The 13,081-nt window shown below is 65.2% G+C and carries 15 protein-coding genes; 11 read left to right on the forward strand and 4 right to left on the reverse strand.

Annotated elements, in window-relative coordinates:
* Positions 1 to 16: 16 nt before the first annotated feature.
* The gene (locus EP237_RS02110) at positions 17 to 1,081 is read right to left on the reverse strand and encodes a class I SAM-dependent methyltransferase (protein ID WP_127557586.1); all 1,065 of its coding nucleotides are present in this window, start codon (positions 1,079 to 1,081) and stop codon (positions 17 to 19) included.
* Positions 1,078 to 1,992 carry a prolipoprotein diacylglyceryl transferase gene (gene lgt / locus EP237_RS02115; RefSeq protein WP_127557812.1) on the reverse strand — a complete coding sequence of 305 codons (915 nt, stop codon included), beginning with the start codon at positions 1,990 to 1,992 and terminating at the stop codon, positions 1,078 to 1,080. The genes EP237_RS02110 and lgt overlap by 4 nt, the downstream gene beginning before the upstream one ends.
* 117 nt (positions 1,993 to 2,109) lie before the next feature.
* Between lgt and EP237_RS02120 the strand changes: the two genes are divergently transcribed.
* The 6 genes from EP237_RS02120 (at position 2,110) to EP237_RS02145 (ending at position 5,944) form a co-directional block, all read left to right on the forward strand.
* Entirely contained in the window at positions 2,110 to 2,355 is a 246-nt protein-coding gene (locus EP237_RS02120; RefSeq protein ID WP_071688580.1) for an accessory factor UbiK family protein, read from the forward strand.
* Between the two features lie 466 nt (positions 2,356 to 2,821).
* Positions 2,822 to 3,325, forward strand: a complete 504-nt coding sequence (locus tag EP237_RS02125; protein WP_127557588.1) for a type III secretion system chaperone family protein — start codon at positions 2,822 to 2,824, stop codon at positions 3,323 to 3,325.
* 69 nt (positions 3,326 to 3,394) lie between these two features.
* Complete coding sequence (proC, locus tag EP237_RS02130) at positions 3,395 to 4,204, forward strand: pyrroline-5-carboxylate reductase (RefSeq protein WP_127557590.1); 810 nt, start codon at positions 3,395 to 3,397, stop codon at positions 4,202 to 4,204.
* Positions 4,201 to 4,542: a tRNA-binding protein gene (locus EP237_RS02135; protein WP_127557592.1), complete on the forward strand. Its 342-nt coding sequence runs from the start codon at positions 4,201 to 4,203 to the stop codon at positions 4,540 to 4,542. The genes proC and EP237_RS02135 overlap by 4 nt, the downstream gene beginning before the upstream one ends.
* On the forward strand, positions 4,539 to 5,486 hold the full coding sequence (locus EP237_RS02140; RefSeq protein WP_127557594.1) for a 2-hydroxyacid dehydrogenase: 948 nt from the start codon (positions 4,539 to 4,541) through the stop codon (positions 5,484 to 5,486). Before EP237_RS02135 ends, EP237_RS02140 begins: the two co-directional genes overlap by 4 nt.
* Entirely contained in the window at positions 5,483 to 5,944 is a 462-nt protein-coding gene (locus tag EP237_RS02145) for a hypothetical protein (protein WP_127557596.1), read from the forward strand. The genes EP237_RS02140 and EP237_RS02145 overlap by 4 nt, the downstream gene beginning before the upstream one ends.
* A gap of 414 nt (positions 5,945 to 6,358) precedes the next feature.
* On the opposite strand, the gene EP237_RS02150 is transcribed toward EP237_RS02145, so the two are convergent.
* Positions 6,359 to 6,940: a thymidine kinase gene (locus tag EP237_RS02150; RefSeq protein WP_127557598.1), complete on the reverse strand. Its 582-nt coding sequence runs from the start codon at positions 6,938 to 6,940 to the stop codon at positions 6,359 to 6,361.
* A gap of 61 nt (positions 6,941 to 7,001) precedes the next feature.
* Between EP237_RS02150 and EP237_RS02155 the strand changes: the two genes are divergently transcribed.
* A complete protein-coding gene (locus EP237_RS02155; RefSeq protein ID WP_127557600.1) occupies positions 7,002 to 8,177 on the forward strand; it encodes a cytochrome P450 in 1,176 nt (391 codons plus the stop codon).
* A gap of 132 nt (positions 8,178 to 8,309) precedes the next feature.
* Positions 8,310 to 8,747, forward strand: coding sequence for a GFA family protein (locus tag EP237_RS02160; RefSeq protein ID WP_127557602.1), 438 nt, complete (start codon positions 8,310 to 8,312; stop codon positions 8,745 to 8,747).
* A gap of 2 nt (positions 8,748 to 8,749) precedes the next feature.
* On the opposite strand, the gene EP237_RS02165 is transcribed toward EP237_RS02160, so the two are convergent.
* Complete coding sequence (locus EP237_RS02165; RefSeq protein ID WP_127557604.1) at positions 8,750 to 9,622, reverse strand: LysR family transcriptional regulator; 873 nt, start codon at positions 9,620 to 9,622, stop codon at positions 8,750 to 8,752.
* Positions 9,623 to 9,733: 111 nt separating this feature from the next.
* Between EP237_RS02165 and EP237_RS02170 the strand changes: the two genes are divergently transcribed.
* From EP237_RS02170 to EP237_RS02180, 3 genes are read left to right on the forward strand one after another with little or no spacing between them, the layout of a single operon-like run.
* The gene (locus tag EP237_RS02170) at positions 9,734 to 10,498 is read left to right on the forward strand and encodes a class II aldolase and adducin N-terminal domain-containing protein (protein WP_127557606.1); all 765 of its coding nucleotides are present in this window, start codon (positions 9,734 to 9,736) and stop codon (positions 10,496 to 10,498) included.
* A 36-nt stretch (positions 10,499 to 10,534) separates the two neighbouring features.
* A complete protein-coding gene (locus EP237_RS02175) occupies positions 10,535 to 11,530 on the forward strand; it encodes a sterol desaturase family protein (protein ID WP_127557608.1) in 996 nt (331 codons plus the stop codon).
* The gene (locus EP237_RS02180; RefSeq protein WP_127557610.1) at positions 11,527 to 12,924 is read left to right on the forward strand and encodes a sulfatase-like hydrolase/transferase; all 1,398 of its coding nucleotides are present in this window, start codon (positions 11,527 to 11,529) and stop codon (positions 12,922 to 12,924) included. The genes EP237_RS02175 and EP237_RS02180 overlap by 4 nt, the downstream gene beginning before the upstream one ends.
* The last annotated feature ends 157 nt before the right edge of the window (positions 12,925 to 13,081 follow it).

The following is a 13,081-nucleotide window of genomic DNA, read 5'->3' on the forward strand; positions in this document are numbered from 1 at the left end:
CGGATTGCGGGGCCTTTCATGGGTCGAGGCCGGGGGGCAGGGCAGCGTCGGGCGGTGTCAGCGACATCACCTTGAACAGCGTTCCCATTTCCTGCCCATGCGTCAACCGTCTGTGTGCGGCAATGTGTGAGTCAAGAGCCGGGCCGCTCAGTTGAGCGGCCAGCGCCTGCGCCCGTGCCGTGATGCCGAGCCGTTCGAGGAAGACGCCCTGCGGTGACGGGGAGGAGGCACGGGCCGGGGCGGCGGCCTTGGCCAACGGGGCGAAGGCCACATGCGCGGTCAGGTCGGCCTCTCCCGGGCAGGTCAGGGGGTCGACGGATTTATGCGCCTTGAGGGCCTGAAACGTGTCGCCATGGCTCACCGCCTCGCCATAATCGACGATCAGCGCCGCCCCGCCATGGGTAGCGATACGGCGGCCGATATCCTCGGCCAGCGGCAGGGCAGGGGTGTTGACCTCGACGATCTGGCCCTCGGTCGTGTCGGCCAGCCGGTCCTCCAGCATCTCGAAGGCGCTTTCCGGCCCCAGCCCCCAGATCAGCCGCCCGTCCTCGGCCCCGATCATCCGTTCATGCCAGCCGGTCTTGCCGCGCTGGAACTGGCGGATCGGCAGGGCGTCGAAGAACTCGTTGGCCAGTAGGAAGAGCGGCCCGTCGGGCAGGCTGGCCAGATGGTCGTGGAAACTGACCTGATGACCCGCCAGCGCCTCGGCCTGTTTGGCGCGCAGGGCAGGCGAGACCTCGACCAGATGCAGCCGCGCCGCATCGTGAAAGCCTGGCACAGCCCGCGTGGCGCGCAGCACATCGGCCATCAGCGTGCCGCGTCCCGGCCCAAGCTCGGCCAGCAGGAAGGGCTGAGGCGCGCCCTGATCCATCCAGACCTGCGCCAGCCACAGGCCCAGAAGCTCGCCGAACATCTGGCTGATCTCCGGCGCGGTGGTGAAATCGCCCGCCGCCCCAAGCGGATCGCGGGTGGTGTAATAGCCGTGCTTTGGATGCAGCAGGCATTCGGTCATGAACTCCGCCAGCGTCATCGGCCCGGTTCGGGCGATGCGCGTCAGCAGGCTGTCCAAAAGGGCGCTCATGTCCCGCGCCTGCGGGACAGAAGGATGAAGGCAAGCCCCACGATCAGCATCGGCAGCGACAGGATCTGCCCCATGGTCAGGCCGATACTGGGCGACAGGGACAGCACGTAGCCAAACGGATTGTCCGCGGTGATGAACTGCGGATCGGCCTGCCGGAACAGCTCGACAAAGATCCGCGCAAGACCGTAGCCCGCAAAGAACACCCCCATCGTCATACCCGGCCGCGTCAGCGCCCCGCGCCGATAGGCCAGCCAGATCAGCAGCGCGCCGAGCAGCAGCCCCTCCAGCGCCGCTTCATAGAGCTGTGACGGATGGCGGGCGCAGAAGACAGCGCCGTCAATGGTCACAACCCCATGCGGCCAAGGGCAATCCTGCGCTGCGCTTCCGGGAAAGATCACCGCCCAAGGCACATCCGACGCGCGGCCCCAAAGCTCGGCATTGATGAAATTGGCCAGCCGACCGAAGAGCAGCCCCGGCGTGGTGCACAGCGCCATCAGATCGCCCGCCTGCAACATCGGGATTCCGTGGCGCCAGCAATAGAGCCCGCCGCCAATGACCACCCCCAGAAAGCCGCCATGAAAGGACATGCCACCCTGCCAGAGGATCAGGATCTCGACCGGATTCTGCAGGTAATAGCCGGGCTGGTAAAAGAGCACGTAACCAAGTCGCCCGCCCGCGACGATGCCAATGATGATCCATGTCATCAGCCCTTCCAGCTGCTCACCGGTCATCGGCGCGGTGCCGCGCGGCCACAACGCCGGGCGGCGCAGGGTGACCAGCGCCAGCCGCCAGCCCGCGAGGATGCCCACGATATAGGCCAGCGCATACCAGCGGAGCGCGAACTCCATGCCGCCAAGCGTGATCGAAAAGATCTCGGGTGAGATATCGGGGAAGGGGATCGCGGCTGCCAGCATCTTTGGCCTCGTCTGCTCGGGTCGCCGATTGGATGGCTGGCCCCTGCGGCGAAGTCAACCTTGATGCCGGGCGCCTGCGGGGCCATATGAGGGACAAGCGACAGGAGGCCCCTCATGCAGACCCGCAACAAGTTCATGGAAGACATGTCCCAACTTATGACCAACGCCATGGGCGTGGCGCAGGGGGCAAAGGACGAGGCCGAGACCGCCATGCGCTCGCTCATGGACCGCTGGCTGGCCGACCGCGACTTCGTCACCCGCGAAGAATTCGACGCGGTGCGCGCCATGGCCCAGAAGGCCCGTGAGGAAAACGAGGCCCTGAAGGCGCGGATTGCCGCGCTGGAGGAGAAGGGCGCGTAAGTCCGACCGCTTCGCTGACCCACCGTTTCTGATGTCTAACAGGCTGGTTTCGCCGCGCGTCGCGAGTCGACCCGTGTGCGGTCCTCCTCAACCCCCGCTTGCGCGGGGGCCTTGTCGGGCCGCCTGGGGGCGCTGCCCCCAGACCCCCGAGGTATTTTTGCCAAGATGAAAGGGCAGGGCGGGTGTTTCCGGTGCTGATCCTGACTGGTTATCCGGTGAAAAGCGGTTCTTTGTGAATAACTTGGGCTTTGGGGCAGAAACTTGTGGATAGGTCGCACCGGCCCGGATTCCCGCCTCGACTCCCCAACTTTATCCTTTACAGACATTCCCATTGGCTCCACCATATCTGGTATGGGGTCGGGCCTGCCCCGGCGACCCATAGTCAGACACCCAGCTTCTAGTGGGTCGTTCTGGTCCCCGGACCAGCCGGCGCGCGAAGCTGCCAAAAAACAAAGAGGCCTGGGCAATGTCGCTATCCGAGCAGTATATCGAGGTCGACGACCTCCATCCCATCGACATCGTGGAAACGCTGGCGACGCATCACGAATGGGATTTCGACCGCGTCGCAGATGACCAGATCGCCATGGCGATCGAAGGGCAATGGCGGACCTATTCCGTCACCCTGGCCTGGTCGGCCTATGACGAAACCCTGCGGATGATCTGCACCTTCGACATGGAGCCGCCAGAGGCGTCGATGCCGGCGCTTTACGAGGTGCTGAACCTCGCCAATGACAAATGCTGGGCGGGGGCCTTCAGCTATTGGCGCGAGCAGCGGCTGATGGTCTATCGCTACGGGCTGGTGCTGGCGGGCGAGCAGATGGCCAGCCCAGATCAGATCGCCTGCATGGTGGAAACCGCCGTTCTGGCCGCCGAGCGGTTCTATCCGGCCTTCCAGCTGGCCTGCTGGACCGACAAGACGCCCGAGCAGGCGATGCAGGTCGCCATTGCAGAGAGCTACGGGCGCGCCTAACCTGACCGGCGATTGAAGCGGGCGCTTTTCGGCCTTCGGGCCGGGGGTGCCGCAACGCCGGGAGAGCACATGAATTTCGACGAGATCGCGCGCCGCGGGCTGGTGATGCTGGGCTGTGGCAAGATGGGGCAGGCGATGCTGGAGGGCTGGCTGGCGGGCGGGCTGCCGCCCGGGGCTGTCTGGGTGCTGGACCCGCATCCCTCGGACTGGGTGCGCGCGCAGGGTCTGCAGGTGAACGCGGGTCTGCCGGAGAATCCCGCCGTCGCCATCGTTGCCGTGAAGCCGCAGTTCATGGCCGAGGCGCTGCCGCAATTGCAGCCGCTTGGCGGGGGGGCGACGCTGATCATTTCGGTCGCGGCGGGCACGCCGATTGCCTATTTCGAGACCGTTCTGGGGGCGGATACGCGGGTCATTCGCGCGATGCCGAACACGCCCGCCGCCGTGGGCAAGGGGATCACGGCGATCATCGGCAATGAGGCGTCCGGCCCGGCGGATGCGGATATGGCCGAGGCGCTTCTGTCCGCCGTGGGGCAGGTGGTGCGGCTCTCGGACGAGGACCAGATCGACGCGGTCACCGGCGTGTCGGGCTCCGGTCCCGCCTATGTCTTCTACATGATCGATGCATTGGCCGCCGCCGCGCGGGCCGAGGGGTTGCCTGAGGATATGGCGATGCAGCTGGCGAAAGCAACCGTCGCGGGTGCGGGGGCGCTGGCGGAGGCTGCCTCTGAAAGCCCGGAGCAGTTACGGATCAACGTGACCTCACCCAATGGCACCACGCAGGCGGGGTTGGAGGTGCTGATGGCCGAGGATGGGCTGATGCCGCTGATGCGTGCCACTGTGGGCGCGGCGGCGGGCCGGTCGCGGGAGCTAAAGGGATGAGCGGCGAGATTTCCTTCGACGACTTCCTCAAGGTCGATATCCGCGTGGGTGAGGTCGTGCGGGCCGAACCCTTCCCTGAGGCCCGCAAGCCCGCGATCAAGCTCTGGGTGGATTTCGGGGGCGATCTGGGGGTGAAGAAAAGTTCCGCCCAGATCACGGCCCATTACGACCCGGAAAGCCTGATCGGCAAGCAGGTGATGGCGGTGGTGAACTTCCCTCCCAGACAGATCGGGCCGGTGATGTCGGAAATCCTGGTGCTCGGCCTGCCCGACGAGAGCGGAGAGATCGTACTGATCGGACCCGACCAGAGTGTGCCCAAGGGGGGGCGGATGCATTGAAGCTGCTGATTTCGAGACGCCTGCCCGAAAGCGTCATGGAGGCCGCCGAGGCACGCTTCGACGTGACCTGCCGGGCGACGACACAACCGATGACTCATGAGGACTGCGTGGCCGCGCTGTCCGACTATGACGCGGTGCTGCCGACGCTTGGCGACGCCTTTCGGGCCGAGGCCTTTGCCGCCGTGCCCGAACCGCGCTGCGGGCTGCTGGCCAATTTCGGGGCCGGGTTCAACCATATCGACGTGGCAGCGGCGCGGGCCTCTGGCATCGCGGTGACCAACACGCCCGGCGCGGTCACGGATTCCACCGCCGATATCGCCCTGACGCTCATTCTGATGACCGCGCGGCGGGCTGGCGAGGGTGAGCGGCTGGTGCGCGCGGGCGGCTGGACCGGCTGGCATCCGACGCAATTGCTGGGGCTGCATGTCAGCGGCAAGACGGTCTGCATCATCGGCATGGGCCGCATCGGGCAGGCCATCGCGCGGCGCTGCCATTTCGGCTTCGGCTGTCGGGTGGTCTACGTGAACCGATCGGTCAAAGCGGTGGATTTCCCCGCCGAGCAGATGCAGATGGCGGATGCGCTGGCCGTGGCCGATATCGTCGTTGTGGCGACGCCGGGCGGGGCCGAGACGCATCACCTTGTGGGCGCCGAGGTCTTCGCCGCAATGCAGCCCCATGCGATTTTCGTCAATATCGCGCGCGGGGATATCGTCGATGAGGCGGCGCTGATCGCGGCGTTGCAGGCGGGCCGGATCGCGGGGGCGGGGCTCGATGTCTATGAGTTCGAACCGGAGGTGCCCGAAGCGCTGCGGGTCATGGAGAACGTGACGCTGCTGCCGCATCTGGGCACCTCGGCGCTGGGGCCGCGCGAGGATATGGGGCGCATGGCGCTCGACAATATCATCGCCTTCGCCGAGGGGCGCGCCCTGCCCAACCCGGTATGAGATGGGCGGTGGCGCTGCTGGCGTTGGCGGCCCCGGCACTGGCGGAAAACTCCGTGGCGCTGGAGGGGTATCAGTTTCGCCTGCTCTGGCCTGCGACCGGCGCGTTTTCACCTGACCTGATTGCCGAACAGGCCGGGCAGGACATGCCCTACGTGTTCTGTGGTGAGGCGGCGTTTTCCAATGGCGAAAGCTGGGAAGATCTGGGGGCGCCGTTTCGCGGCCTGCTGATGGTCGGGGTGCGCGGCGTGGGGGATCAACCGAACCGCACGGGGGTGGCGCTGTTCACACTTGTCGAGGGTGACACGGTGACGGAGCTTTCCGTCCATGCCCATCCCGGAGAGCTGGTCTGGTATCCGGTCGGGTTCTTTCCGGTTGAGGTGAACCTGAATCGGATGCTGGGCGGGCTGGATGAGGATCTGCAGCCGCTGCCCCGGATCTTCAGCAGTTGCAACGAATAGGGACTGCCAAATGCTCGATCGGGGCGGGTCCCGGTCGAGTGTGCAAATGTCTTTGGCTGGAAAGCCCCGGAGTGTCGGGGCGGAGCGATCGGATGGGCGGCGCCGCCCGTTGGGGCGTGCGCAGCAGGATGGTCTGGCGAAGCTTCTGTCGCGTCTCGTCCCCTGCACCCTTGTCGGGGTGGTCTGGGGGTCGGATCGGCGGACCGGGCCACGCTTTGGGAATCGGTTAACCGGCGATCAGCGTGACAGATTGGGGTTAAGATCGGGTGAAGGCGGGGGGCGACGCGGTTTCGAAACCGCGTTTTGGCGTGTCAAAAGACGCGCCGGACCCGGGCTTTGATGATGCGCACAGGTCTCTTGGTTGGCGAAAAAGGGCCTTCGAAGGCCCTTGCACGCGGTTTCGAAACCGCGTCCCTACCGATCCCCGACCGCCTCGCGCCAGTGGGCACGGCACAGCGACACATAACGGTCATTGCCGCCCACCTCGATCTGTGCCCCTTCGCGCAGCGCCCTGCCGTCTTCGCCCACGCGGATCACCATCGTGGCCTTCTTGCCGCAATGGCAGATGGTGCGCACCTCGCGCATCTCATCTGCCAGCGCCAGCAGCGCCGCGGACCCCGGAAACAGCTCGCCCCGGAAATCCACCCGAAGCCCGTAGCACATGACCGGAACCCGCAGGTCATCCACCGCGCGGGCCAGCTGCCAGACCTGGTCTCGCGTCATCCATTGCGCCTCATCCACCAGCACACAGGCGCAGGGGCCTTTCGCAAGGCGGGCTTCGATCTTGGCGTACAGGTCATCGGACTGCGAATAGACATCCGCTTCAGCCCCGATGCCAATGCGGCTGGCGATCTGGGCGGTGCCACCCCGGTCATCGAAATCGGCGGTCAGCAGATAGGTCTGCATGCCCCGTTCAATGTAGTTGTAGGAGGCTTGCAGAAGCAGGGTCGATTTCCCCGCATTCATGGTGGAGTAGTTGAAATAGAGCTTGGCCATGGGGAAGGATTTGCCCCAAGCCGGGGAAGGGTGCAAGACTGTCCGTGAAGGAGGTCACCCCATGTCTGACGCCCCCATATACGAGATCGACCCCAAAGCTTTCTGGGCCGATCCCTACCCGGACCTCAAGCGCATGCGGGCCGCGGCGCCGATTGCCTATGTGCCGCAGCTTAATGCCACGCTGATCACCCGGCGAGATGACATCTTTGCTCAGGAAAAGCGGGTGGAGGTGTTTTCCTCGGACCAGCCCGAGGGGCTGATGACCGTGCTGATGGGCCAGAACATGATGCGCAAGGACGGGGCGGATCACGCGGCGGAGCGCAAGGCGGTGTTTCCCACGGTCTCGCCCAAGACGGTGCGCGATGTCTGGACGGCGCAGTTCCGGGCACGGACGGCGGAGGTGCTGGACCGGATCGCGCCCATGGGCGCCTGCGATCTGGTGAAGGACTTCGCGCTGCCGGTCTCGGGCGAGGCGCTGAAGGCGATCACGGGGCTCACCAACATGAGCTACGCGGAAATGGACCGCGTCAGCCAGGGCATGATCGACGGCTGCGCGAATTACGCGGGCGACCCGGAGGTCGAGGCGCGGTGCCATGACTGTACGGCGTCGATTGACCGGCACATTGACGACCGGATGCCGGAGTTGCGCGCTGCGCCTGACCACTCGCTTTTGTCGGTGCAGATGCAGGCGGGGCTGTCCGACGCGCAGATCCGGGCCAATGTGAAGCTGGCCATTTCCGGTGGCCAGAACGAACCGCGCGATGCCATCGCGGGCACGGCATGGGCTCTGCTGACCCATCCCGATCAACTGGCGATGGTGCAGACCGGGCAGGCCACATGGATGCAGGCCTTCGAGGAATATGCCCGCTGGATCAGCCCCATCGGCATGTCACCGCGCCGGGTGGCCAAGCGCGACACGGTGAACGGCGTGACGTTCGAGCCCGAGGACCGGGTGTTTCTGATGTTCGGATCGGGCAACCGGGACGAGGCGGTGTTCGCCCGGCCCGATCTCTACGACCTGACTCAGGATTGCAGCGCCTCCATCGCCTTCGGCGCGGGGCCGCATTTCTGCGCCGGGGCCTGGGCGTCGAAAGCGCTGATCGGCGATGTCGCCCTTCCTACGCTGTTCGACCGCCTGCGAGGCCTGCGCCTTGACCCGCCGGAGGCGAGCCGATTCGGGGGATGGGCGTTCAGAGGGCCTCTGTCGATGCCGGTGGCCTGGGACGCGGCGGGCTGAATTCGGCGGGAATTGGCCGAAGATCACTGTTGAACCTGCCGATCACCTTTGCGTGACCATCGGTCCTCTTGCTTGCCTGCCCTGTCCCGTGGTGACCATTCTGCCGGTAAGACTAGTTGGGTTCAGGATTTTATGACGACACTTACAGGACGATGCCTGTGCGGCCAGGTCACCTGGTCTGCCACAGGGCGAATGAGATGGGCTGCCTATTGTCATTGCGAGAGTTGCCGCCGGGCGGGATCAACGCCTTTCGTGGCGCTGTTCGGGGTGCCGGATGAGGGGCTGACATGGTCGGGGCCGGTGGCAACATATGCCTCGTCTGACGATGTGGAGCGTGGCCACTGCGAAACCTGCGGAACGCCCCTGTTCTATCGCAACCATTCCCGCTGGCCGGATGAGACGCATATCCCGGCGGTGACGCTGGACGATCCCTCGGCCTACGCCCCAAAGGCGCATATCTACTATAACGAACGGCTACCCTGGATCGAGATGCGGGACGGTCTGCCGAAATATCATGGCACCGGCGATGATGGCACCCGGCCGCTCGATGATAACGAGGCGCATGGCTGAGGTCAGGCGCTGAATTCCTGCATCAGCCAGTCGCAAAAGGCGCGGCTTGGCTTTGTGGCGTCACGCTCTGGCGGGGCGATCAGGAAGTAGGCTTCGATCAACTCGGCCTGATGGTCGAAGGGGCGGATCAGATCGCCATTGGCCAACAGATCGGCGCAAAGCGTCTCATGCCCCATGGCCAGCCCCGCGCCCGCCCGCGCCGCGGTCAGGGAAAACGTGTAGCTTGAGGAAATCGTTACCTGCTGGCCGGGCGGCAGGGATTCGCCCTGACTGGCGGCCCAGTGATCCCAGTTCGACATGATCCCGCCGCACTCGAACAGCGGATCGCGCCGCCAGTCCGGTGCACCATCGGCATAGCCGGGCGCGCAGACCGGAAACACCCGGTCGCGGGTCATGCGCTGCGCCGTGGCGGGCATGTCGGCGGCGCGGCCGAAGCGGATTTCCACGGCGGCGGTATGGGCGAATTTCTCCGGGTCCCAGATCGGCGTAACGAGGTTCAGCACCAGCCACGGATGCGCCGCTTTCAGCCGCGCCATGCGGGGCGCCAGCCAGAAGGTGGAAAACGCCAGATTGCATTGCAGGTTCAGCGTGTTGTGGGGGGCGCTGCCGATGAAGCTGCGGGTGCCGGCGGCGAGGATGTCGAAGGCCTCTCGCACGATCGGCAGGTAATTCACGCCCGCATTGGTCAGCACCAGCGACCGGGTGCGGCGCACGAACAGCTCCCGTCCCAGAAAGCCCTCCAGATTGCGGATATGCTGGCTGATCGCGGATTGGGTCAGGTTCAGTTCGACGGCGGCCTGCGTGAAGGACAGATGCCGCGCGGCGGCCTCGAAGGCGCGCAGCCAGCCAAGCGGCGGCAGGGCAGAGGGTTGCATGGGCCTCTCCGATCATGGATCAGTTTTTCTAATGGGATAGTTGCGAATTATTCGTTGGTAAAGCCCCGGCGCTTTGCGGCAGCATTCACAGGAACAGAAGGAGACGCCCAGATGACCCAGACCGCCAGCATCGCCGCCCATCCCAACATGTCCCACTGGCAGGAACGCGTGGACCTTGCCGCCGCCTTCCGCTGGACGGAGCGGCTGAATTTCCACGAGGCGGTGGCCAACCATTTCAGCCTTGCGGTGAACGAGGATGGCACGCGGTTTCTGATGAATCCCAACCAGATGCATTTCCGGCGCATCAAGGCCTCGGACCTGTTGCTGCTTGATGCCAATGATCCCGACACGCTGGATATGCCCGGCGCGCCCGATCCGACGGCCTGGGGGTTGCACGGGTCGATCCACCGCCGCTGCCCGCATCACCGCTGCGCGATGCATGTGCATTCGATCCATGCCACGGTTCTGGCTAGCCTCGCCGACAGTACCCTGCCGCCGATCGACCAGAACACCGCGACCTTCTTCAACCGCTATGTGGTGGATGAGCATTTCGGCGGGCTGGCTTTCGAGGATGAGGGCGAGCGCTGTGCCGCCGCGCTGCAGGACCCGTCGAAGAAGGTCATGATCATGGGCAATCATGGCGTCATGGTTCTGGGTGACAGCGTCGCTGACACGTTCAACCGGCTCTATTATTTCGAGCGTGCCGCCGAGACCTATATCCGCGCGCTTCAGACCGGCCGCCCGCTGCGGGTGCTGTCAGATGAAATCGCCGAGAAGACCGCGACGGAACTGGACGACTACCCCGGTCAGGCCGAGCGTCACATGGCCGAGCTGAAAGCGATTCTCGACGAAGAAGGCTCCAATTACGCGAGCTGACAGCTGGCATCTGGAAACGGACAGGAGACGACGCCCATGAGCGACACTCGCGACATGGAGGGGATGAGCCGTGAGTGGAACTACCACCCGGAGCTGCCCTTGAACGATCCCTCGATCTTCCGCTGGCCGCCCGATCCGGGGTTTCTGGCGCGATGGTTCGCGAAGAACTGGCTGACCCTGTCGGAACGGGTGATGATGGTCATCGTCTCGGTGGCGCTGTGGTATTGGGCCTATCCGTCGCTCGACCGGGCAGAGGAGTTTGCGTTTGGCTGGATCGCGCAGGTCTGGGCGGTGAATTTCGCCCTTATCTTCCTGACGGCGGGCGGGCTGCACTGGTTTTTCTACATGCGCAAGGGGCAGGGCAAGCGGCTGAAATTCGATCACCGCGATCAGGCGAAGGGCAACGCGCTGTGGACTTTCCGCAACCAGGTGCATGACAATATGTTCTGGTCGCTCGGGTCCGGCGTTTTGCAGCTGACCGGGTTTCAGGTGTTCGTCATGTGGATGATGGCCAATGGTTATGCGCCGGTGATCTCCTTCGCGGAGCATCCCGTCTGGTTCGTTCTGGCGCTGATCCTGTTGCCGATCTGGTCGGCCTTCCATTTCTACTGGGTGCACCGTCTGCTGCATGTGCCTGTGCTCTACCGCCACGTGCATTCTCTGCATCACCGCAACGTCAATGTGGGCCCGTGGTCGGGGTTTTCTATGCATCCGGTGGAGCATTTCCTGTATCTCTCCACGCTGCTCATTCACTGCGTGGTGCCGAGCCATCCGATCCACCTGATCTTCCACGTGGTCTATCAGGGGCCGGGGGCGGCGATGACGCATACGGGCTATGAGGATCTGCTGATCCGCGACAAGCGGCGGCTGGCGCTTGGCACCTTCTATCACCAGCTGCACCACCGCTATTACGAGTGCAATTACGGCAACCAGGAAATGCCCTGGGACCGCTGGTTTGGCACCTTCCACGACGGCAGCCCCGAGGCCACCGCCGAGACGCGGGCGCGCAAGAAACGGATGTATGCGGGGTGAACACGCTTTTCCTGATGGTCGATGAAATGGCGTGGTGGGCCGTTGGGTCCGCCGCGTCCCTTGGCGCGAAGACGCCGAATATCGACGCACTGGCGGCGCGCGGGATGGTCTTCGACGCGGCCTGCACGCCCTCGCCCATCTGCGTGCCCGCAAGGGCGGCGATTGCCACCGGGCGGGATGTGCACGAGACCGGCTACTGGTCGTCAGCCGAGCCGTACGACGGGGCGGTGCCCTCCTGGGGCCATCGGCTGCGCGCGGGCGGGGTGGAGGTCGTGTCCATCGGCAAGCTGCATTACCGGGACGAGGGCGACGACACCGGGTTCGACCGGCAGATCCAGCCTCTGCATGTGCATGAGGGCAAGGGCTGGCTTCTGGGCCTCGTCCGCCGCCCGGTGCCGCGCTATGAGGCGACGGCGGGGCTGGCGGAGGAGCTGGGTGCGGGCTGGACGGGCTACACGCGCTATGACCGCGGGGTGACGAAGGCCGCCTGTGCATGGCTGGCGGAGCCTGAGCGGAAATCACGGTCATGGGCAGCCTTCGTGTCGTATCTCAGCCCGCATTACCCGCTGATCGCGCCCGAGGAATTCCTGTCGCTCTACGATCCTGCCGACTATGCAGGGCCGGCACAGGATGTGCCCGACCACCCGATCCTGCGCGAGATTGCCGGGTTCTTCGCCCATGACAGGCATTTCACCGATGACACGCGGGGGCTGGCCCATGCGGCCTATCGGGCGCTGTGCAGTTTCATCGACGCAGAGGTCGGCAAGGTGCTGGCGGCGCTGGAAGCCAGCGGGCAGGCCGACGACACGCTGGTGATCTTCACCTCGGATCACGGCGACATGATGGGTGAAAAGGGCTTCTGGACCAAGTCGGTGATGTATGAGTCATCGGTGCGCGTGCCGCTCATCGTGGCGGGGCCGGGGGTGGCGCCGGGCCGCAGGGCCGATCCGGTCAGCCTGATCGACATCGCACCGACGATTGCCGGGGCCATGGGGCAAAGCAGCAAAGGGTTTTCGGGCCGCTCGCTGCTGGCGCCGCCCGAACCGGGGCGCACGGTTCTGTCGGAATACCATGACGGGGGATGCTCGGTCGGCATGACCATGTTGCGCTGGCAGGCCCCGGACGGGACCCAGTGGAAATTCGTCCACTACGCCGAGGGCCATCCGCCGCAGCTTTTCGACCTGACTGCCGATCCCGGCGAGACCACGGACCTTGCCAGCATGCGCCCCGATATCCGCGCCGAGGCCGAGGCGCGGTTGGCCGCGATCATGGACCCCGAGGCCGTGAATGCCCGTGCCCATGCGGATCAGGCCCGGAAAATGGCCGAACATGGCGGGCGCGCTGCCATTCTGGGAGTGCCGCAGTGGAACTTCACGAAAGTCGGGGACAGCTGACCCCGGCCCCACTTGGCGCGGCCAGCCAAACCGGGTAAGTCTGGCGCCCACAGGCAGGATGCGCACCAGGAACGGGGGACAGCGACGCATGGCACATGTGGCTGAGGACCCTCGGGGCAGCACGCCTCTCAGAGGTTTCATTGATGACGGGAAGCGC

The organism is Nioella ostreopsis, from assembly GCF_004000255.1.
Taxonomy (GTDB): domain Bacteria; phylum Pseudomonadota; class Alphaproteobacteria; order Rhodobacterales; family Rhodobacteraceae; genus Nioella; species Nioella ostreopsis.